The 21945-nt window shown below is 44.8% G+C and carries 18 protein-coding genes; 11 read left to right on the top strand and 7 right to left on the bottom strand.

Going from position 1 to position 21945, the window contains the following annotated elements; all coding sequences use genetic code 11:
* Positions 1-16: 16 nt before the first annotated feature.
* From tssF to AAC855_RS06810, 4 genes are all read left to right on the top strand, one after another.
* On the top strand, positions 17-1891 hold the full coding sequence (gene tssF, locus AAC855_RS06825) for a type VI secretion system baseplate subunit TssF (RefSeq protein WP_340608858.1): 1875 nt from the start codon (positions 17-19) through the stop codon (positions 1889-1891).
* A gap of 16 nt (positions 1892-1907) precedes the next feature.
* Positions 1908-2939, top strand: a complete 1032-nt coding sequence (tssG, locus tag AAC855_RS06820; RefSeq protein WP_340608857.1) for a type VI secretion system baseplate subunit TssG — start codon at positions 1908-1910, stop codon at positions 2937-2939.
* A gap of 136 nt (positions 2940-3075) precedes the next feature.
* On the top strand, positions 3076-5733 hold the full coding sequence (gene tssH / locus AAC855_RS06815) for a type VI secretion system ATPase TssH (protein WP_340608856.1): 2658 nt from the start codon (positions 3076-3078) through the stop codon (positions 5731-5733).
* A 205-nt stretch (positions 5734-5938) separates the two neighbouring features.
* The gene (locus AAC855_RS06810) at positions 5939-6940 is read left to right on the top strand and encodes a serine/threonine protein kinase (RefSeq protein WP_340608855.1); all 1002 of its coding nucleotides are present in this window, start codon (positions 5939-5941) and stop codon (positions 6938-6940) included.
* Between the two features lie 49 nt (positions 6941-6989).
* Here the strand turns inward: AAC855_RS06810 and tyrR are convergent, their stop codons facing one another.
* The 6 genes from tyrR to pspA all read right to left on the bottom strand — a co-directional run bounded on the left by tyrR (position 6990) and on the right by pspA (position 12633).
* Positions 6990-8567 (bottom strand): transcriptional regulator TyrR, encoded by a 1578-nt coding sequence (gene tyrR / locus AAC855_RS06805; protein WP_340608854.1) that lies wholly within the window; start codon positions 8565-8567, stop codon positions 6990-6992.
* Between the two features lie 136 nt (positions 8568-8703).
* Positions 8704-9813: a YcjF family protein gene (locus tag AAC855_RS06800; RefSeq protein WP_340608853.1), complete on the bottom strand. Its 1110-nt coding sequence runs from the start codon at positions 9811-9813 to the stop codon at positions 8704-8706.
* A complete protein-coding gene (locus AAC855_RS06795) occupies positions 9810-11207 on the bottom strand; it encodes a YcjX family GTP-binding protein (protein WP_340608852.1) in 1398 nt (465 codons plus the stop codon). Before AAC855_RS06795 ends, AAC855_RS06800 begins: the two co-directional genes overlap by 4 nt.
* A gap of 129 nt (positions 11208-11336) precedes the next feature.
* On the bottom strand, positions 11337-11696 hold the full coding sequence (pspC, locus tag AAC855_RS06790) for an envelope stress response membrane protein PspC (protein WP_340608851.1): 360 nt from the start codon (positions 11694-11696) through the stop codon (positions 11337-11339).
* Positions 11696-11917 carry an envelope stress response membrane protein PspB gene (gene pspB / locus AAC855_RS06785; protein ID WP_340608850.1) on the bottom strand — a complete coding sequence of 74 codons (222 nt, stop codon included), beginning with the start codon at positions 11915-11917 and terminating at the stop codon, positions 11696-11698. Before pspB ends, pspC begins: the two co-directional genes overlap by 1 nt.
* A 44-nt stretch (positions 11918-11961) precedes the next feature.
* Complete coding sequence (gene pspA, locus AAC855_RS06780; protein WP_340608849.1) at positions 11962-12633, bottom strand: phage shock protein PspA; 672 nt, start codon at positions 12631-12633, stop codon at positions 11962-11964.
* Between the two features lie 235 nt (positions 12634-12868).
* On the opposite strand from pspA, the gene pspF reads away from it, so the two are divergent.
* The 7 genes from pspF (at position 12869) to fabI (ending at position 20564) form a co-directional block, all read left to right on the top strand.
* Positions 12869-13885, top strand: a complete 1017-nt coding sequence (gene pspF / locus AAC855_RS06775; RefSeq protein WP_340608848.1) for a phage shock protein operon transcriptional activator — start codon at positions 12869-12871, stop codon at positions 13883-13885.
* Positions 13886-14209: 324 nt separating this feature from the next.
* Entirely contained in the window at positions 14210-15955 is a 1746-nt protein-coding gene (gene sapA / locus AAC855_RS06770) for an ABC transporter substrate-binding protein SapA (protein ID WP_340608847.1), read from the top strand.
* Positions 15952-16917, top strand: coding sequence for a putrescine export ABC transporter permease SapB (gene sapB / locus AAC855_RS06765; protein WP_340608846.1), 966 nt, complete (start codon positions 15952-15954; stop codon positions 16915-16917). Before sapA ends, sapB begins: the two co-directional genes overlap by 4 nt.
* Positions 16904-17791 (top strand): putrescine export ABC transporter permease SapC, encoded by an 888-nt coding sequence (gene sapC / locus AAC855_RS06760; protein ID WP_340608845.1) that lies wholly within the window; start codon positions 16904-16906, stop codon positions 17789-17791. The genes sapB and sapC overlap by 14 nt, the downstream gene beginning before the upstream one ends.
* Positions 17791-18783, top strand: coding sequence for a putrescine export ABC transporter ATP-binding protein SapD (sapD, locus tag AAC855_RS06755; protein WP_340608844.1), 993 nt, complete (start codon positions 17791-17793; stop codon positions 18781-18783). Before sapC ends, sapD begins: the two co-directional genes overlap by 1 nt.
* On the top strand, positions 18784-19593 hold the full coding sequence (sapF, locus tag AAC855_RS06750) for a putrescine export ABC transporter ATP-binding protein SapF (RefSeq protein WP_340608843.1): 810 nt from the start codon (positions 18784-18786) through the stop codon (positions 19591-19593).
* 182 nt (positions 19594-19775) lie between these two features.
* On the top strand, positions 19776-20564 hold the full coding sequence (fabI, locus tag AAC855_RS06745; RefSeq protein ID WP_340608842.1) for an enoyl-ACP reductase FabI: 789 nt from the start codon (positions 19776-19778) through the stop codon (positions 20562-20564).
* 123 nt (positions 20565-20687) lie between these two features.
* Here the strand turns inward: fabI and AAC855_RS06740 are convergent, their stop codons facing one another.
* Complete coding sequence (locus AAC855_RS06740; RefSeq protein ID WP_340608841.1) at positions 20688-21656, bottom strand: AraC family transcriptional regulator; 969 nt, start codon at positions 21654-21656, stop codon at positions 20688-20690.
* Positions 21657-21945: the final 289 nt, after the last annotated feature.

Below are 21945 nucleotides of genomic sequence, written 5' to 3'. Positions count from 1 at the left end.
AACGGGAGGATCCATTTTGGATAGCAAACTGCTTGAATACTACAACCGTGAACTCATCTATTTACGTGAGATGGGCAAAGAATTTGCTGAGCGTTATCCGAAAATCGCCAATCGGTTGGGGATGCATGGCATTGATGTCACTGACCCTTATGTTGAGCGATTGATGGAGGGGTTTGCTTTTCTGACCTCCCGTATCCAGTTGAAAATGGATGCGGAGTTTCCGAACTTTTCCCAACAGTTACTGGAGATGCTGTGCCCCAATTATCTGGCGCCCACACCGTCAATGTCTATTGCCGAACTCCAGCCCGATACCAGTAAAGGGGATATCAGCCACGGATTTTTAGTCCCGCGCGGGACGATTATGCATTGCCATTCACTGAAAAAAGACGGGATCACCCTGCAGTACAGCACGGCACAAGATGTGACCCTGCAACCCCTGCAATTGCAAAAAGTGGAACTGGGTAAAATCCCGGCCAACATTCCGCTGGCGTCTTTAAATCTTCATCAGTGCGGGGCGGTCAGTGCATTGCGTATTCACCTCACCTGCAAAGGCAAGTTCTTCCTCAGTGATCTGGAACTCAACAAACTGGTTTTCTTTCTTTCCGGGCCAGATATTCAGGCTCAGCAATTGCAGGAGCTGCTGATGGAGCATTGCGTCGGCATGATCTGCCAGACGCTCGGTGAGACGCCTCAGTATCAGGTCTTACCGGGTATCTCCCCGCATCACGAAGGGTTTGAGGAGGCCCAGTCATTATTACCCAATGATCCCCGCACCTTCAGCGGTTATCGCCAGTTACATGAGTATTTTGCTTTTCCGGCCCGTTTTCAGTTTTTCAGCCTCAGCGGGATGCAATCTTTACTGGAAGAGACGCAAAAAGAAAATGAATTTGAACTGATCCTGCTTCTGGACAAGATTGATGAGGATTTAGAGCATCTGGTTGATGTCTCTTATTTAGCCCTGAACAGTACCCCTGTTATTAATTTGTTTCCTAAACTGACTGAACGTGTCACGTTAAAAGAGTCGGCTAATGAGTACCATTTGGTGGTTGATAATACCCGACCGCTGGATTACGAAATTTTTTCAGTACAACGCCTGCACGGTGCCGATATCAAGCGCCGGGAAACTCAGATATTCCGCCCTTTCTGGTCGACTTTCAGTGATGATAAAGGGAATTATGGTGCCTATTTTTCCCTTCGCCGTGACCCCCGGATTCTGTCTGATCATTCCCTGCATTATGGCACCCGAACCAGCTACCTCGGCACGGAATCCTTTGTTTCCATTGTGGATGAACAGCACTCCCCCTGGCCGAATGAGCTCAAATTTCTGACAGCCGATGTCATGTGTACCAACCGGGATTTACCGGCGATATTGCGACAACAAGATCTCGACAGCTTTGTCATGCTGGATTCCATTCCCATCAACCAGATTGTGCTCCTGAAAAGACCGACGATTCCCCGGCCAGCGCTGGCACAGGGCTCAGCGTCCTGGAAATTAATCAGTCAGCTACAGCTCAATTACCTGAATTTCATGGATAAGGATGATGAGCAAGGGACACAGGCCTTGCGGCAGTTACTGAGTCTGTATGCCAACCTTTCAGAACCGGCCACCGCCCGTCAGATTAACGGTATTCGCCATTGCTCAATGAAGACCATTCATCGCCGCGTCCCGGAGCCCGGGCCGATTGTTTTTGCCCGGGGGGTCGGGATTGAGCTGGAGGTCGATGAGCAGGAGTTTGCCGGAACCAGCCCGTGGTTACTGGGCAGTGTGCTGGAACGGCTCTTTTCTCATTTGGTTACCATGAATTCTTTCACTGAAATGACGCTCTATAGCCAACAACGCGGCAAAATCGGTTACTGGCCGGCCCGGATGGGGAAAAAACAACTGTTATAACGGGGGGGAAATGACGATGAGTGAAACCGGTGCCATTGCCATTCGTAGCATCAGCCGTCTGCCTGATGATTTCTGGCAACAACTCACCCAGACACCGTGGCAGTTCGATCTGTTCCAGACTCTGCGGCGGATAGATGCGCAGTCCGGGGAATATTATATGCTGGGGTCATCCCCATTACCGCGATACGACCTACTGCGGTTAGGGCAAAAAGCCTCTCTGGTCTTCGCCCCTTCTACTATCGCAGAAGCCAAACAACGGAAAAACGCCAAACAGTATGATTTACTGATTTACAGTTTTGGTTTATTCGGGCCGAACGGCCCCCTCCCCACGCACATTACCGAATATACCTATGCCCGCCAATATAACTATCAGGATCCGACCCTGACGGCGTTCACTAATTTATTTCACAACAGGTTAATCCAATTATTTTATCGGGCCTGGGCCAATGCTCAGGCTACTGTCTCGCTGGATCGTCAGGATAATCAGCGTTTCTGCCATTATCTCGCTTGCCTGGTTGGTCTCGGTTTACCGGCCCAGAAAAATGCAGATGCGATTCATGAACATGCCCGCTATTTATTATCCGGTCATTTATCCCGTCAGGGGCACAGTGCCGAAGGTCTGGAAAAAATTCTCTTCACCTACTTCAATATTCCATTGGAAATCAAACAAAATATTCCCCAGTGGCTGGATGTTGAGATCCCGGATCAGGCCCGGTTACAAGCCGGGCGTCATATGCCACGTTTGGGGCAGTCAGCCTTTTTGGGAACGGCATTATATGATGTTCAGCATAAATTCCGTATAAAACTTGGCCCACTGACCATATCAGAGTATGAAAATTTTCTGCCAACCCAACCCAAGTCACAACAATTACGTGACTGGGTGTGTCAATATCTCGGAATTGAGTATGCATGGGATATCCAACTGGTACTTCATCGTACCGATATACAGGGTATCCATCTGTCAGAACCGGTAAAACTAGGGCTAAGCAGCTGGCTTGGGAAAATGGAACAGAAAATCCATCGTGATGATTTAATCTACAACCCCTAGTTTGATTCTCGTACGCTCCCGACTTGCATACCTCTTCTTACCTTTTGTAACCTAATAATTGATTGTTATCTAACCACTCATTAGTACTCACGTAAATACAACACATTATCAACAACAACATTACGGATTACATTCTATGTCAGAAATCAGCCGCTCCGTACTTTTTGGTAAGCTCAACCCGACTCTGTTCACATCATTAGAGGGTGCCACTGCTTTCTGTAAGTTACGTGGTAACCCTTATGTTGAACTGGTTCATTGGCTGCACCAAATCATGCAACAACAAAACAGTGACTTACAGAAACTTATTCACCATTTAGGGTTGAACGAATCTGCATTGACCAAAGATATTATTGCTGCGCTGGATCGCCTGCCCCGTGGTGCCAGTGCTATTTCTGATCTCTCAGAACATATTGACAATGCCGTAGAACGGGCCTGGGTTTACGGTTCGCTGAAATTTGGCGTTGCTCAGATACGTAGTTCACATTTACTGATAGGCATATTAAAAACTTTTAACCTCCGCAATGCACTGAAAGCAATTTCTCCCCTGTTTGATCATATCAATGCCGATATCCTGATCGATAATTTTAACAATATATTTGATGGCAGTGATGAGGCTCAGGAAAGCATAACCTCATCAACCGAAACTCAGGGTGCAATACCACAGACTGGGACAGGTTCAGCTTTGCAACAATATGGGCAGGAGCTAACAGCCCGGGCCCGTAATGGTGAAATTGACCCTGTATCGGGACGCGATGAAGAAATCCGCCAGATTATTGATATCCTGATGCGCCGTCGACAAAACAACCCGTTACTGACCGGTGAGGCGGGTGTTGGTAAAACTGCAGTCATTGAAGGTCTGGCTTTGAGAATTGTGGCAGGCGAAGTTCCTCCTCCTCTGAAGAACGTTCAGCTTTGGCTGCTGGATATCGGCATGTTGCAAGCGGGTGCGGGTATTAAAGGCGAATTTGAATCCCGTCTGCGGAAAGTCATTGAAGAAGTCCAATCCAGCCCGACTCCCATCATTTTGTTTATTGATGAAATTCACACTCTGATTGGCGCCGGTGGGCAACAGGGTACAGGCGATGCTGCTAACTTACTAAAACCAGCATTAGCACGGGGTCAGTTGCGGACATTGGGCGCGACGACTTGGTCAGAATATAAAAAATATATCGAGAAAGATCCGGCCCTGACCCGCCGTTTTCAGGTTGTTCAGGTGCATGAACCCGATGAAACCAAGGCTCTGATCATGCTGCGTAGCCTGGTCAATACGCTGGAAAAACACCATCGTATTCTTTTACTGGATGAAGCGGTTGATGCAGCAGTACATCTCTCCCATCGCTATATTCCTGCCCGCCAGTTACCGGACAAAGCCATCGCATTACTGGACACGGCCTGTGCCAGAGTTGCAGTCAGCCAACATGCAGAACCCCCACAACTGGAAAACTGCCGCCATAAGATAGATTCATTGAATGTTGAACTGGAAATAGTGGAACGGGAATCTAAAGTTGGCTTGGGCGATCCTCAACGGACAGAAAATATCCTCAACCAATTGGCAACGCTGGCAGAACAACAAGAGCAACTAGAAGCGCGCTGGCAACAGGAGCTTTTGCTGACAAACAAAATTATTCAGCTACGTCTTCAATTACATGAAGAACAAAACGAGGAAGAACAAAACAATAATGAGAAAATCACTCTTCATACGGAGCTGGCTGAGCTGCTGCAACAACTGGAGATGTTACAGGGTGAAGAGCCTCTTATCTTTGCCGCAGTAGACAGTAATGTTGTTTCCGCTGTTGTCTCAGACTGGACCGGCATTCCTTTAAGCCGCATGATGAAAGATGAAATTGAGGCTGTATTACAATTAGCCGATACCCTTAACCAGCGTGTCATTGGTCAGTATCATGCGTTAGAAACCATCGCAAACCGAGTGCGTACTTCACGGGCAAAACTGGACGATCCTAATAAACCGGTAGGCGTCTTTATGCTATGTGGCCCTTCTGGTGTCGGTAAAACGGAAACCGCACTTGCTCTGGCGGAAACGCTGTATGGTGGTGAGCAAAACCTGATCACTATCAATATGAGTGAATTTCAGGAAGCACATACTGTATCAACCCTAAAAGGTGCTCCTCCCGGCTACGTCGGATATGGCGAAGGGGGTGTCCTGACCGAAGCCGTTCGTCGTCGTCCATACAGTGTCGTATTACTGGATGAAATTGAAAAAGCGCATCCTGATGTCCATGAAATTTTCTTTCAGGTATTCGACAAGGGCTGGATGGAAGATGGTGAAGGGCGTCATATTGACTTCCGTAATACAATTATTATTCTGACCTCTAATGTCGGTGCTGATTTAATCAACTCAATGTGCTACCAGCAATACCAACAGAGTAATACATTACCTGAGCCGGAACAGCTCAGTTCAGCACTACGCAAACCACTATTAAACACATTCCCAGCCGCTTTACTGGGGCGTTTATTAGTCATTCCATACTATCCATTAGATGATGAAGTAATGACCAGCATCGTTTATTTGCAATTGGGACGAATACAGAAACGATTGCTTGAAAACCACGGAATCACTGCCACTTTCGATGAAGCCATGATTGAAAATATTGTCAGTCGTTGTACCGAAGTTGAATCAGGCGGTCGTACGGTAGATGCTATTCTGACCAATACGCTATTGCCTCAAATCAGCCAGCGGTTACTATCTGCCTGTGCCCATGGTGAAGAATATAACCAATTACAGGTGTCGCTCGAACAGGGAGAACTACAATTCCAGTTTTCGAATGATAGATAGATTCAGCATGATCTCGTGTGTAGTTTGGCATATCTAGTTTGTAAACAGTTCCTCAAGAGGATAAATAATTTCATCCTAGCCACGTCACGTTCTAACATAATTTAACAAGGGGACTTAATGTTCGGAGTAAATAAACACAGCCAATAAAGAGGCAACTTGAAAATTCGACAAAAAATAGAACATGAGGTTCAAGAGGCCATCTATTATGCAGAATTCTTACAATAACTCTCTTAATACCAAACATTCATTATTACAGGCATTACCTATTGGATACTGTTTCAAGGAGTTTGAAATTGAAAAAGTTGTGGGCAAAGGAGGATTTGGTATCGTATACCGCGCCTGGGATCACAGCAAACAGTGTTCAGTTGCCATAAAAGAATATCTGCCATCCATGATTGCGGTTCGCCGTAATGATTTGAAACTAAAACTACGCTACCCGAATTTTCAGGAAAGATTCAGAATCGGGCTTCACAGTTTTATGCGTGAAGCCCATATCATGACTTGTTTTAACCATCCATGCCTACCCCGCTTCATACGCTTCTGGCAACAGAACAGCACAGCTTATATCGCCACTCCATTTTATCATGGCATCACCCTGAAAGTATTACAGGCAAAGTATGCAAAGGTAGTGACACAAAATTGGCTGTGCCGTATTTTGCCCCCTCTGCTTGATGCCATCAACACCCTCCACCAAGCCGGCTATCTACACTGTGATATTTCGCTGGATAACATTTTACTTCAGAATGATCGATTACCTGTTTTGCTTGATTTAGGGTCTGCCCGGAAAATAGCGGAACGTTTATCTAATGAAGAAGAAATCACGATCAGGCCGGGGTTCACACCCTGTGAACAATACACGACCAATGAAGAGGGGCAACAGGGCCCCTGGAGTGACATTTATGCACTAGGGGCAGTATTGCATACTTTGATTGTCGGGAAACCACCACCGGTCAGCATAGTACGCAATATTGAAGATCATTATCAACCTCTAACGGAACGGTGCCTTACTGGTTATTCTTTATCATTTCTACATGCCATAGACTGTATGTTGGCAATAAAAACAGCAGAACGACCATCCTCTATTTCTAAATTAATTCCGATGATAAAATCCCCTATCATCCAACCCAGCTCCCCTCCGAAATTATCCTCACCTCTCTCAAATATCCTTACCACCTGCCCACCTTCAGAAGATTCAAAGCAAGAATAAAAGGGGAAATTTATGCCACACGAAACCTGCCTATTTTATTGCCAAAAAATTATTCGTCTTCTGATTCAGCAACATGCTTCTTTCCACTCAACCCATATTCACGCAATTTATTCGCAATTGCAGTATGAGAAACCCCAAGCCGTTTTGCCAGCTTACGAGTACTGGGATAGTGACGATAAAGGCGGGTCAGGACAGAGCGTTCAAAACGTTTACTAATTTCATCCAAAGAACCAACCAGAATATCCTCGCTGATAAATGAGGTTTCTGCTTCTAAATGTGGTAACTGAATATCCTGTGAACTTAACTGGTTATCTTCCAGCTGCGTCAATGCCCGATAGATGGCATTGCGCAGCTGTCGCACGTTTCCGGGCCAGTAATAGCTGCATAGGAATTGTTCCAGATCAGGCGCAAATTTTGGTTTTTCTACGCCCTGTTCTTCGGCAAAGCGGGTCGCAAAATAATCCGTCAGCGGCATAATATCTGCCTGACGTTCCCGTAAAGGCGGTAATGTGATGGTCAAGACATTAAGCCGATAGTAGAGATCTTCCCTGAATTCCCCTTTCCGTACCAACTCAACCAAGTTCTTCTGAGTGGCGCAGATGATCCTGACGTCCACTTTCACCTCATTATCTTCCCCCACCCGACGAAATGTTCCATCGTTAAGGAAACGCAATAATTTAATCTGCATCTGGGGTGACATTTCGCCAATTTCATCCAGCAGAACCGTACCGCCGTTTGCTTGCTCAAAAAAGCCTTTTTTACTTTCCGTTGCGTTAGGATAGGCACCTGCCGCATAGCCAAACAGTTCACTTTCTACTACGTCATCCGGCATAGAGGCGCAATTTAAGCCAAGAAAAGGCTGTTCTCCTCTTGAACTGCGTAAATGGCAGGCTTTGGCAAATTCATCTTTCCCTGTTCCCGTATCACCAATAAGCAATAACGGCACATCCAGCATGGCCATTTTACGAGCTTGCTCAACGACATGAACCATCTTCGGGCTGACAGCAACAATATTCTCAAAAGCCTGATCATCATTGACGATACGTTTTTTCTGGGCAGGTTCTGCATGTGTGGAGACACGCAGCATAATAACCGCCCCGACACATTTGATGTCCTGATTTTCATCAGTCAGCGGCATAGGGATCACATCCATCGTATAGATTTTATCTTTGATGGTTAAAGAGACTGAATGAGGTTCAGGATGATCACTTTCCAGCCAGCGAAGGAAATTATAATTACTGATAAGCTGGCTGATATTTTTCTGGCTGATTTTTTCTTTACTGATACCAAATAATGACTGTGATGCCAGATTCGCTAAATCAATATTTCCTTTCATATCAACGGACAAAATCGGATCCGGCACAGACTCCAGTAATGCCCGCATCGCCCGATGTTCTTTTTCTGATGGCATAAATGCCACCGTCCTGACATCCATCACGCCATTAATACGGCGGATTTCCGCCATTAACAAGCGGAAGGTATTGAAATCAATTTGAGTAAAATTAAGGTAAATACGACGAGCAGGAGAAATCTCAATTCCTTTCAGGTCAATATTTCTTAAAACCAATAAATCAAGTAACTCGCGAGTCAGTCCGATTCGATCCTGACAAGTAACTTCCAATCGCATTTATTCCGACCTTATTTACGCAATGTTCATAACCGCCTGAAATATTACTCGTTACTGTGCGATAGATGAAGCCCCCTGTCAGTTAAAGTTGACACTAAGACAGAGTGTCAAACTTAAATGACAGTATCATCCTGAATTATAAACCTGATTTTTTGGCTTCATTTCTCGTTTTCGGCTTAGTCGCCAGTGTACTTTTTAGCTGGCTAATTAACTGATACCGGAAATCACCCAATTTAGGTTTGTCGCCATCAATCCAGGGTAAAGGGCGGCACAGTTCCATCGCCTTAATTCCCAACCGGGCAGTCAGCAACCCAGCGCCAATGCCTTGTGCAGCACGGGCGGAAAGCCGAGCGGCAATATCCTGTGATAGCCAGTCCATGCCCACTTCCCTGACCAACTCTGATGCCCCAGCAAAAGCAATATTCAACAAGACCAGCCGAAATAAACGGATCCGGCTGAAATAACCCAACTCAATTCCATATATTGCCGCAATCCGATTAATAAGACGAATATTTCTCCATGCAATAAAAGCCATATCGACCACGGCAAGTGGACTGACTGCGATCATCAGCGCAGATTCTGCCGCTGAACGGCGGATCTCTTTTTTGGCCTGTTCATCCAGTACAGGTTGAACCAGTTTGCTGTATAAAATGACCATTTCCCGATCATTTTGTGTTTCATGCATGGTACTCTGCCAACGCTGTAACGCCGGATGCTGTTGGCCTATACCTGCCTGATCAGCCAATTTTTCACAAAACTGCCGTCCTTTGCCAATACCATGACTCTGCAATAATGTTTTTGCGATATCACGCTCTTCTGTCCGCTGACGCAAACGATAAAGACGACGCCATTCACCGATAACAGCACCTATTCCGGCAAAAACAATCATACTGCCTGCGGCGGCTACACCCAGTGCAATCCAGTCCTGATTCTGCCATGACTGATATACCCATTGAATGAATTGAGCAATAACACTGAAACCCAATAAGAGTAAAGCGCCCGAAAATATTTTCCGCCACGGGCCGCGTTTAGGTTTCAGGGCTGCATTCACTGCCCCTTCAAACTCACTCTCCTGCTCTTCCGTATTTAATTCTGGCAGAACCGGACAGAATTCGCTTTCCCGCTCATTAAATTCTTGTTGGGATTTCAAGGAAGGTTCTGAAGGTGCTGATAACATGTCATCAAAATCCACTCTTGGTTTTAAAGGAGCAGAACCTTTATCCTCTGTTTTTAAAGAGTCCGTCATGTCAGTTTGTCTCCCAATAAAAACTCCATCGCGCTGTCCATACGGATATGAGGTAATGGTGCATCAATGCTGACCTGCCGTGGCCGGAATGATTCAAAATTAAAGCCCTGCTTCTGCCAGAAATCATTACTGGGCAAACGCTGTGGCACCTCACCCGGAAAGAATGTCAGTAATTTGTCATCTGACAGACGATTGCCTTTGATAGCCGGGATCTGTTCTCCCTCGTGCATCACAATGCCACTTTCAGTTGCCTGAACAGACGCCAGACCAACACAATCCATACTGATCCCTTCAAATGCCGCATTCTGCCACGCTTCCTGTACAAGCTGTTGAAGCAACGAGACAAGATTAACATGCTGATCTGCTGTAACATGATCTGCCTTACTCGCCGCAAACATCAATTTATCAATGCAAGGGGAAAATAAACGGCGAAATAACGTCCGCTTACCATAATGAAAACTCTGCATCAGTTGAGTCAGTGCCAGACGCATATCATTAAAAGCATGTGGGCCGCTGTTTAAAGGTTGTAGGCAATCAACCAGAACGATTTGCCGATCAAAACGCAGAAAATGCTCTTTATAAAAGCCCTTTACGATGTGATCACAATAATAATTAAAACGTTCACGTAACATACCGATATTAGTTTGTTTATCCGCTTTCAGTAATTGAGGTTCTCCAATTCCGTCAATATCCGGCCACGGAAAAAATTGCAGGGCGGGCGCTCCCGTCAAATCTCCCGGCAAAATAAAACGCCCCGGCTGAATGAAATGCAAACCTTCTGTTTTACATTGATGTAAATAATCGGTGTAGGCCTGTGCAATTCTGCTCAGCAGATTCTCATCCGCAGGTGCCAGTGGATCACACTGTTTACACAATTCCAGCCACGGCTTCGCCCATTCAGCTCTGTTGCCTTTCAGTAAGCCATTCATTTGCCGTGACCATGCCAGATAACCCTGTTCCAGCATAGGTAAATCCAGTAACCATTCTCCGGGATAATCGACAATTTCCAGATAAAGTGTTGAGGTATCTTTGAGATAGCGGAGCAAAGAATCTTCTGAACGATAACGCAGCGCAAGGCGGATTTCGCTCACGCCTCTGGTCGGTATCGGCCAATATGGCGGGGTATTGTGCAGCGCAGCAATATTTTCATCATAGGCAAAACGGGGAACACCCAAATCCCGCTGTGGTACACGTTTCACCCCTAATAAACGACCGTCACGTACAGTAGAAAACAGGGGTAATCTGGCACCAGTATGAACATTCAGCAACTGATTGACCAGAGAAGTAATAAATGCTGTTTTCCCGCTACGGCTTAATCCTGTTACTGCCAGCCGTAAATGACGATCTATTCCACGATTAACAAGTGACGTCAGCTCATTTTGCAACCGTTTCATATTTCTCCTGAGTCGGACACTATAATAATATGTATGTTGTAGTTTCAGACCACTCTCCCCTCACCCGATCGGGCAAGGGGCTAGCAGTTTCTGTGGTATTCCGCCGTTCTTATTGAAATCTGTTCTGGCTTAGAGCTGGCGAAAACGACTGCGTACATTATAGGTGTCAGAAGTAATATAGCGTTCCATTTGACGCAGGCGTTCTTCCCCTGCTCTCAATTGGTAATCAACTTCATCCAGTATTTTCCGGGTTGATGGTGCTCTTGTTTCCTCTCGCTGATATCCCACTGGCGCGGGATCCATCACAAAGGACAAGATAATATAGGCAACTAACGTTATGGCAGATAACCCAAAGAATATCGACAGTATGGTAATGGTACGGATAAGGGCAACAGGGACATCAAAATAGTTCGCTAACCCGGCACAAACACCTTTGATCACGCCCTGTTCCGGTAAACGATAAAGTTTCCCCCGGTAAGAACTGCTCATTATGACTGCCTCCAGTTTGGATGCTCTGCATCAAGAATATCTTCCAGCGTTTTGATACGTTCCTGCATACGCCGGGCGTTTTCTGACAACTGCTCCAAACGTTGAATTTCATTGCTCTCCAGTTTCCCTCTGTTCTGGTTGCTGTAGTGCAGCCATAACCAGACAGGTAACACGAAGAGGACAAACAGGATCAGCGGGATCCCCAGAAATATATAAGCCATTACCTTTCCTTAGTTGTGAACGGGTATACGAATAACCTTATCTATCATTGTGGATCTTTAGCACTCATTTTAGCTTTGAGAGCAGCAAGTTGCGCACTAATTTCATCATCTGCTTTCAGTTCTGCAAACTGCTGTTCCAGAGATTTCTTTTTCCCCAGACCAACTGATTCCGCTTCTGCTTCCATATGGTCAATCCGGCGCTCAAACTGTTCAAAGCGAGCCATCGCCTCATCGATTTTACCGCTGTCCAACTGACGACGAACTTCACGGGAAGAAGCCGCAGCCTGATGACGCAGAGTCAGAGACTGCTGTCGTGCACGCGCTTCTATCAGTTTGTTTTCCAGCTCAGTCACTTCCCCTTTAATACGATCAAGGGTTTCATCCAGAATTGACAGTTCATTTTTCAGTGTTTCAACTAACTGGCTGACTTTCTGTTTTTCAATCAGAGCTGCCCGAGCAAGATCTTCTTTATCTTTGCTCAATGCCAGTTCAGCTTTTTCCTGCCAGCCTTCAACCTGACTCTCTCCGGTGCTGATACGGCGCAGAAGCTGTTTTTTCTCAGCCAGCGTACGCGCAGATGTTGAGCGTATTTCCACCAGCGTATCTTCCATCTCCTGAATCATCAAGCGGATCATTTTCTGCGGATCTTCTGCTTTATCCAGCAGAGATGAAATATTAGCGTTAACGATATCAGCAAAACGAGAAAAAATACCCATAGTCATAAACCTCTTTCATTAGAATGTATGTATGTTATGCCTGTGTACTGTTAAATAATGTATAAGATACAAGGTAAGGCATTCAATTAAATACAAGATACATGCCAACTTTTTATTTCTTATTATCACATTGAAATATATAAATTAATTTTTATTTGCTTTTTTCTTACAATATCTTAATGTAGTTAAATCAACCAATAATTGGCGAAAAATACGATCTGTGAGTGGAGAAATCATGAATCAGTTCACTGATAACCTATTAGGGGAAGCAAACAATTTTATTGAGGTTCTGGAACAGGTTTCTGCACTGGCAAAATTAAATAAACCTGTTTTAGTGTTAGGGGAACGAGGAACAGGTAAGGAATTGATTGCTCACCGTTTGCATTATCTTTCTCCCCGATGGCAAGGCCCTTTCATTTCCCTGAACTGCGCTGCCCTCAACGAAAATTTGCTTGATTCAGAACTCTTCGGCCATGAAGCCGGTGCATTTACCGGAGCGCGTTCAAAACATCAGGGGCGTTTTGAGCGGGCAGATGGCGGAACCCTGTTTCTTGATGAGCTGGCCACCGCGCCAATGCAGGTACAGGAAAAGCTTTTAAGAGTTATTGAATATGGATATCTTGAACGCGTAGGCGGTAACCAGTCTTTGCAAATCGATGTTCGGCTGATTTGTGCGACCAATGAAGATTTACCGGCAATGGCCGCCAACGGAAAATTCCGGGCAGACCTGCTCGACAGGCTGGCATTTGATGTTGTTCAGATCCCCCCTCTACGCCAGAGACAGCAGGATATTATGGTACTGGCTCAACACTTTGCCGTTCAGATGTGTCAGGAGCTGAACCTTCCTTTCTTCCCCGGATTGACTGAAAAAGCGAAACGGCAGTTACTTGCTTACTCTTGGCCCGGTAATGTCCGTGAGCTGAAAAATGTCATAGAGCGCTCTATCTACCGCCATGGGGATAATCAAAATGCCTTAGACACCATCATTATTAATCCCTTTGCCGTATCATCAGAATCTCATACACAGAAATCAGCCAATAATTCATCCCTCAAACAGACGGTTGATGATCAATATCTACCTGATTTACCCCTCGATTTAAGGCAATGGCAAAATGATTGTGAAAAGCAATTAATTATACAGGCAATAGCAGAAAGCCAATTCAATCAGAAAAAAGCGGCGGCAAAACTCAGCCTGACATACCATCAATTACGCGGATTAATAAAAAAACACAGTATCAGTGTGACAGATTAAAAAATTCAATAAATGATATACCCAGTGGTTTTAGGGCGGACTTGCGGTGGCAAGGGAATGACAGATAAAAAAATAGCCAGCACCCGAGCTGGCTAATAAAAATACTGGAAGCAATGTGAGCAATGTCATGCATATTGAGATCTCAGACTGGGGTCATAAAAAACATACCTCAACAGCACGATGAGAATGATAATGCTTATCAATTATGTTTGTAAAGCATTTTATTGAGAATTTTTCTCACCAACGTGATCTGGCTGTTGTTTTTGAGCAGAAAGGGCTAATTAAGTTACAATAGCCAGACTTTTCCCATAATTGATGTTTTATATGCGCTATTTGATTTACTGGATCATATTATTGCTTTCAACTCCCGCTCTGGCTATTGAGAAAGCGATTCCAGAAACGACTAAAGCTACAGCCAAAGTTGCTGACAGACAGTCGTCGGAAAGCCTATCCTACTCTCCGGCAACTATACGGCAGCATGGCTTTATTTATTGCGTCAACGGCAATCTGAATACGTTTAACCCACAGATGGCTATCAGCGGTCTGACCGTGGATACTCTGGCCTCTCAGATTTATGACCGTCTGCTGGGAGTGGATCCCCTGACCTATCGGCTAATTCCTGAATTGGCTTCCCGTTGGGAAGTCCGGGATAACGGAGCAACATATCGCTTTTATTTGCGCCATAATGTCGCGTTCCAATCAACGCCGTGGTTTACTCCGACCCGCACCATGAACGCCGATGATGTTATTTTCAGCTTTCGCCGGTTATTCGATAAAAAACATGCCTATCACTATGTTAATGGTGGGCATTATCCCTATTTTGATAGTTTACAATTTGGTGATTCCGTTCAGGATATCCGAAAGATCGATAAGTATACTGTCGAATTCCGCCTGAACTCCCCAGATGCCTCCTTTCTCTGGCATCTGGCAACGCATTATTCGCCTATACTGTCTGAAGAATACGGACAAAAACTGCATAGCATAAACAAAGAGGAACAAATTGACTGGAATCCGGTAGGAACCGGGCCATTCATGCTGGAAGATTATCAAATGGGGCAATTTGTCCGTCTTATCCGACATGATAACTACTGGAAAGGCAAGCCGCTGATGGAACAAGTTGTTGTAGATATCGGAGCTGGTGGTACTGGTAGAATCTCCAAACTGCTCACCGGTGAGTGTGACGTATTAGCCTATCCTACAGCCAACCAATGGGACATACTCCACAATGACCCCAACCTGCGACTGACCCTGCGTTCAGGAATGAATATTGCCTATCTTGCTTTCAATACCAGTAAACCACCGTTGGATAAACTGGAAGTTCGTCAGGCCATTGCTTATGCCATTAATAATCAAAGACTGATGCGGGCTATCTATTATGGTACGGCTGAAACTGCCGCCTCGATTTTACCAAGAGCATCATGGGCTTATGATAACAGGGCCGAAATTACCGAATACAATCCTGAAAAATCCCGCCAGATACTGAATAAACTGGGGTTAGATGGTCTGGAACTGACACTATGGGTTCCCACCACGTCGAAACCCTATAACCCAAGCCCGTTGAAAATGGCAGAGTTGATTCAGGCAGATTTAGCGCATGTGGGTATTAAAATGACTATCCGCCCCCTTGAAGGCCGTTTTCAGGAAAGCCAGCTCATGGATAAATCTCATGATATGACTTTAGCTGGCTGGTCTACTGACAGTAACGATCCCGATAGTTTTTTCCGGCCGCTGTTTAGCTGTGCAGCTATCGCCTCTCAGACAAATCTGAGCCGCTGGTGTGACCCGACTTTTGATAATGCAATCCATCAAGCGTTGTTAGATCAACAACTAGCGGCGCGTATTAAAAGTTATCATATTGCGCAACAAATTCTTGCTCAGCAATTACCTGTATTGCCACTGGCTTACCCAATGCGATCACAGATATTTCGTTATAACATTAAAGGATTGGTTTTGAGTCCTTTTGGAAATAGCTCATTCGCCGGTGTTCATCGGGAACAGGAACAATCTACTTCCTCTGAAAAAACATCTACCGAAAATACATCCGCTGAAAATAAAAAAGGAAGCAAATGATTATCTATATATTGCGCCGTTTGCTATTGCTGATTGTGACACTGTTTTTTCTCTCCCTGATCAGTTTCAGCCTGATGTATTTTACGCCTCATGGCCCTTTAAGCGGCGCATCGCTGCTTGATGCTTACCTGTTCTATTTTCATGGCTTACTGCAATGGGACTTTGGCATTTCCAGCATCAATGGCGAAAGAATTGTTGACCAACTCTATGATGTATTTCCGGCAACGCTTGAACTTTGTCTGCTCTCATTCACTCTGGCATTATTAATTGGTATTCCATTAGGGATTGTTGCCGGCGTATGGCGTAACAAGAAAGCAGATAAAATCATCAGCACACTCGCGCTGTTTGGTTTTTCCATTCCGGTATTCTGGCTAGCCCTGCTACTTACGCTCTTGTTTTCACTTCATCTGGGTTGGTTACCGGTGTCAGGACGGATTGACTTACTGTACCGAATGGAGCCTGTTACAGGCTCTGCGCTGATTGATGCATGGTTGTCAAAAAGCCCCTATCGCAATGAGATGATCATGAGTGTAATACTGCACATGATATTGCCTGTCATCACCTTGTCTGTCGCACCAATGACCGATGTTATTCGTTTAATGCGTAATAGTGCAGAAGAGATTTCAGCATCAAATTACATAAGATCAGCAGCCACTCGCGGTCTATCAAAATTAACCATTATACGTCGCCACTTATTGCATAACGCTCTGCCCCCGATTATCCCAAAACTGGGGCTACAGTTCTCAACCATGCTTACCTTAGCTATGGTGACAGAACAGGTGTTTAACTGGCCGGGACTGGGACAATGGCTTATCAGTGCCATCCGCCAGCAGGATTACTCCGCAATTTCCGCAGGTGTCATGGTAGTAGGTACTTTAGTTATTTCAGTCAACGTGCTGACTAATATTATCGGCGCGATGGCTAATCCTTTAAAGCATAAGGAATGGTATGCCATTAGATAATTTTTACCGTGAAAAGAAAGCGCCATCACCCCTGAGAGTTATTTGGCGTTTTTTCTATGCCGACGCACTGGCAATGACGGGTTTTTACGGCGTACTGATTTTAATTGTGTTAAGTCTTTTTGGTAGCCATCTTGCACCCTATCAGCTTGACCAACAATTTATTGACCAGCTACTGCCCCCTTCGTGGTCACACTACGGTAATGTTGCCTTTTTTCTTGGAACAGATGATCTGGGGCGGGATATTTTCAGTCGGTTACTGATTGGTACTTCCTCCACGTTTGGGGCTGCGCTGATTGTGACTAGTGCATCGGCAATTGTCGGGTTAGTTATCGGCAGCCTTGCCGGTATTACACATGGGCTGAAATCTGCGATCCTGAATCACATTCTTGACACCCTGCTTTCCATACCGTCACTGTTATTAGCCATTATTGTCGTTGCTTTTATGGGGGCCAGCCTGCAACATGCAATGTTCGCCATCGGTCTGGCATTACTGCCAAGAATTGTGCGGGCAGCCTATACCGCTGTACATGATGAGCTGGATAAAGAATATATTATCTCTGCCCGTCTGGATGGCGCTTCAAATTATCATATTTTACGTTATGCTATTTTTCCGAATATTACTGCTGTGATGGTGAACGAGTTAACCCGTACTTTCTCGATTGCCATCCTTGATATCGCGGCTCTGGGTTTTCTCAATCTTGGCGCACAATTGCCCTCACCTGAATGGGGCGCTATGCTCGGCGGATCGCTGGAACTTATTTACACGGCCCCCTGGACTGTGATGTTACCGGGGGCAACCATTATGCTGAGCGTTCTGCTGGTTAATTTACTGGGCGATGGCCTGCACCGCGCCATTAATGCAGGAGTCGAATAATGCCTTTACTCGATATCCGTAACCTCACCATTGAATTCATGACGTCAGAAGGCCCCGTCAAAGCCGTTGACCGATTAAGTATTTCATTAACAGAAGGTGAAATCCTCGGGCTGGCTGGTGAATCCGGTTCTGGTAAAAGCCTTATCGCCAAGGCAATTTGTGGGGTTGCAAAAGATAATATTACCGTTACCGCAGACCGCTTCCGGTTCAATGATATTGATTTATTACGCCTGACGCCAAGACAGCGCCGTAAAGTCATTGGTCACAATATTTCAATGATATTTCAGGAACCTCAGCTGTGTCTCGACCCATCAGAAAGTATTGGTAAACAACTCATTCAGTCGATTCCCGGCTGGACGTTTAAAGGCCGCTGGTGGCAACGTTTTAACTGGCGAAAACGTCGAGCCATTGAACTACTCCACCGGGTAGGTATTAAGGATCATCACGATATCATGCACTCTTATCCTTATGAGTTAACTGATGGAGAGTGCCAAAAAGTGATGATTGCCATTGCGCTTGCCAATCAGCCAAGACTGCTTATCGCTGATGAACCGACCAATGCAATGGAGCCAACAACGCAGGCCCAGATATTCCGCCTACTATCGAGCCTTAACCAGAACAACAATATGACAATTTTGCTGATTAGCCATGACCTGCAAATGATGAGTAAATTAGTGAAACGTATCAACGTGTTATATTGCGGTCAAACCGTGGAAAGCGCTACACCGGATGAACTGCTGGTCACTCCTCACCACCCTTATACACAGGCACTGATTCGGTCTATTCCTGATTTCGGCAGTTCTCTGCCCCATAAAAGCCGCCTCAATACACTGCTGGGTGTCATCCCATCGCTGGAGCATTTACCTATCGGATGCCGTCTCGGGCCTCGTTGCCCTTATGCTCAGAAAACCTGTATTGAAGCACCACGGTTACGGGGTAGCAAAAGCCATACTTTCGCCTGCCACTTCCCCCTGAACATGGAGGAACAATAAATGGTCGAAACATTACTGGAAGTTAAAAACCTGACAAAAACTTTCCGTTACCGTACTGGTTTGTTCCGACGCCACCATCTTGATGCAGTGAAGCCAGTCAGCTTCACCTTGCAAGCACGAAAAACACTGGCAATTATTGGTGCAAACGGTTCTGGTAAATCCACACTAGCCAGAATGCTGTCAGGTGTAATAGAACCAACATCAGGTGAAATATTAATTAATCATCACAAGCTGGTTTATGGCGATTATAGTTATCGCAGCCAGCTCATTCGCATGATTTTTCAGGATCCGAGCACATCATTAAATCCCCGCCAACGTATTGGGCAGATTCTGGATATGCCCTTGATTCTGAATACAGAGTTGCCACCTTCTGAACGGGAAAAACGCATCAATCAGACATTACGTCAGGTTGGTCTCCTGCCAGATCATGCCAACTATTACCCACATATGCTGGCATCAGGCCAGAAACAGCGGGTAGCGCTGGCACGGGCACTGATATTACAGCCTCAGGTTATTGTTGCTGATGAAGCACTCGCTTCTCTTGATATGTCGATGCGTTCCCAGATTATTAATCTGATGCTGGAATTACAGGAGAAACATGGTATTGCTTATATTTATGTTACTCAACATCTTGGTATGGTGAAACACATCAGTGATCAGGTGTTGGTTATGCATCAGGGGGAAGTTGTAGAACGCGGTAATACAGCTGAAGTACTGGCTTCTCCGTTACACGATATCACCCGCAAACTGATATCCAGCCATTTTGGTGAACCTCTGTCTACCGAAGCCTGGCGGCAGGATATCACTTGATTTTTATAGTACAGATTTTTTACTGATCGGAACAGTAGTGGAAACTCACCACATTTTTCTCCGTCGTGGTAGAATCTCCTCCGTTTACTAACAACGAATACCCGAATTATGTAGGTTATATTCTTAATACACTACACTATTAATTCTGGTATTTTGAACATCAAGAACAATAAGGAACTGCTATGGGTTTCATGACCGGCAAGCGCATTCTAATCACTGGCGTCGCCAGCAAACTGTCTATTGCTTATGGAATTGCGAAAGCAATGCACGAACAAGGTGCAGAACTGGCTTTTACCTACCAGAATGACAAATTGAAACCTCGTGTCGAAGAATTCGCGGCATCTCTGAATTCAAACATCGTTCTGCCATGCGACGTGGCTCAAGATGAAAGTATCGACACATTGTTCGTTGAACTGGGTAAAGTATGGCCGAAATTCGATGGTTTTGTTCACTCTATCGGTTATGCCCCTGCCGAACAACTTGATGGCGATTACGTTAATGCTGTCAGCCGTGAAGGTTTCAAAATTGCACATGATATCAGCGCATACAGCTTCGTCGCGATGGCAAAAGCATGTCGTAGTATGCTGAATCCTGACTCCGCTCTGCTTACTTTAAGCTATTTAGGTGCAGAGCGCGCAATCCCTAACTACAACGTGATGGGGTTAGCAAAAGCGTCTCTGGAAGCAAACGTACGTTACATGGCAAATGCTATGGGTGCTGAAGGTGTTCGTGTTAATGGTATTTCCGCAGGCCCAATCCGTACTCTGGCAGCATCCGGTATCAAAGATTTCCGTAAGATGCTGGCACACTGTGAATCAGTCACCCCTATCCGCCGTACCGTCACTACAGAAGACGTAGGTAATGCGGCTGCATTCCTGTGTTCTAACCTGTCTGGTGGTATTACCGGTGAAATTCTGCATGTTGATGGCGGGTTCAGCATTGCTGCCATGAACGAACTGGAATTGAAATAATTTCAATAACCATCTGATATAATTAAATAAGCCCAGAGGTAGTTTTATCTTTGGGCTTATTTTTTACTCATGGATACATACTGATTAATAGAAGATCGTCATAAGCAAAGCCTCTATTGCTTCCTATACAATGTATTCTGTTCTTACTGTATGATTCGCAGCATATTTTGCCTGCCATGCTTTGGGATTGATCAAATAGTGTTGCCGGAAACGTTTAGAAAAATGGCTGGGACTGGAATAACCCACTGCGGTAGCAACTTCAATGACTCCCATCCCCTTTTTCAATAAATCTTCAGCTGTGGTCATACGAACATTTTCCAAATATTGATGGAACGTACTAAAAGCAACAGCACGAAACCCTTCTTTTAATTTCCGTTCGTTTAAACCAACTGCTCTTGATAATGATTTTATTGTCCAAGGTGAATGATAGTCGCTATTAATGATTTTTATTGCATTGTAAACAGCACGACGCTGTAAACTGTTAATCGAGTTATATTGACAATCATAAATTTGAGCTGTCACACACGCGATAATTTCTAGTGCTTTCGCTTTTAAATAAACCTTTCGGATACTGCCAACTAACTGACACTCTTCTATCTGATTGACCATTTGCATAAATGGAGGATAGATAGGACTGGACATCATCAAAACATCACGATAACTGGCGTTTTTTTCAAAACCTGCAGTTAATTGACTAAAAGAGGGTAGTTCCTGAGCTTCAATTTCTTTCAGAGAAAAACGGATATCAAGAATATGCCATGTTCCGCAACCAAAAAAATTCATTCCGCGCGTTATCTTCGGAGAATAGAAAAAAATCATTGTCCCTGGAGTAACATCTAAATCATCGCCATTCTCTATTGCCATCTTCCCTTTTCCACTTAGAACAAAGGCAATTGATACTGTTGGTGGTCCTTCACAATACTCAGTGAAGTCTTTATCCAATTCAAAACAAATACGGTTTATATGAATGCCATCAGATAATTCCTCCGTGAGGAATGGCGGATTTATATTATTCTCTGCCTCTTTTAAGAGCTTATAGTTGCAATGACTGGCAGTGAAAACATCTAGTTTCTCACTATAAATCGTTTTCATCAGTTCCTCTGTAAAACTAGCATTAGATTCCATTTCAAAAGCTATTTTCACAATAAAAACAGCATATTGTGTGTGTTAAATTCGTTATTTTTTATTTTATATACATATATGATGTAAATATCACACAATCTATCATTAATGATAATCATTATCAATAGTACGTATTACGTTATTTTTGTCCGTATCCCGTTAGCCCGATTTCTCTATTAGCGTTAGCCTTCTCTATTCATTTTTTCCGTTCTACCTCGCTTGTTTTTTGTAAAAACAAAATTTGAGAAGGCATAACAAG

The sequence above is a fragment of the Xenorhabdus bharatensis genome, assembly GCF_037996705.1.
GTDB lineage: Bacteria > Pseudomonadota > Gammaproteobacteria > Enterobacterales > Enterobacteriaceae > Xenorhabdus > Xenorhabdus bharatensis.
The sequence above is the reverse complement of the archived record's forward strand: the minus strand, read 5'-3'. Positions and strand labels throughout refer to the sequence as shown.

Coding starts and splice junctions, on each gene's coding strand:
- tssG (WP_340608857.1), top strand. CDS start 1,908: ATGAGTGAAACCGGTGCCATTGCCATTCGTAGCATCAGCCGTCTGCCT.
- tssH (WP_340608856.1), top strand. CDS start 3,076: ATGTCAGAAATCAGCCGCTCCGTACTTTTTGGTAAGCTCAACCCGACT.
- AAC855_RS06810 (WP_340608855.1), top strand. CDS start 5,939: ATGCAGAATTCTTACAATAACTCTCTTAATACCAAACATTCATTATTA.
- tyrR (WP_340608854.1), bottom strand. CDS start 8,567: ATGCGATTGGAAGTTACTTGTCAGGATCGAATCGGACTGACTCGCGAG.
- AAC855_RS06800 (WP_340608853.1), bottom strand. CDS start 9,813: ATGACGGACTCTTTAAAAACAGAGGATAAAGGTTCTGCTCCTTTAAAA.
- AAC855_RS06795 (WP_340608852.1), bottom strand. CDS start 11,207: ATGAAACGGTTGCAAAATGAGCTGACGTCACTTGTTAATCGTGGAATA.
- pspC (WP_340608851.1), bottom strand. CDS start 11,696: ATGAGCAGTTCTTACCGGGGGAAACTTTATCGTTTACCGGAACAGGGC.
- pspB (WP_340608850.1), bottom strand. CDS start 11,917: ATGGCTTATATATTTCTGGGGATCCCGCTGATCCTGTTTGTCCTCTTC.
- pspA (WP_340608849.1), bottom strand. CDS start 12,633: ATGGGTATTTTTTCTCGTTTTGCTGATATCGTTAACGCTAATATTTCA.
- pspF (WP_340608848.1), top strand. CDS start 12,869: ATGAATCAGTTCACTGATAACCTATTAGGGGAAGCAAACAATTTTATT.
- sapA (WP_340608847.1), top strand. CDS start 14,210: ATGCGCTATTTGATTTACTGGATCATATTATTGCTTTCAACTCCCGCT.
- sapB (WP_340608846.1), top strand. CDS start 15,952: ATGATTATCTATATATTGCGCCGTTTGCTATTGCTGATTGTGACACTG.
- sapC (WP_340608845.1), top strand. CDS start 16,904: ATGCCATTAGATAATTTTTACCGTGAAAAGAAAGCGCCATCACCCCTG.
- sapD (WP_340608844.1), top strand. CDS start 17,791: ATGCCTTTACTCGATATCCGTAACCTCACCATTGAATTCATGACGTCA.
- sapF (WP_340608843.1), top strand. CDS start 18,784: ATGGTCGAAACATTACTGGAAGTTAAAAACCTGACAAAAACTTTCCGT.
- fabI (WP_340608842.1), top strand. CDS start 19,776: ATGGGTTTCATGACCGGCAAGCGCATTCTAATCACTGGCGTCGCCAGC.
- AAC855_RS06740 (WP_340608841.1), bottom strand. CDS start 21,656: ATGAAAACGATTTATAGTGAGAAACTAGATGTTTTCACTGCCAGTCAT.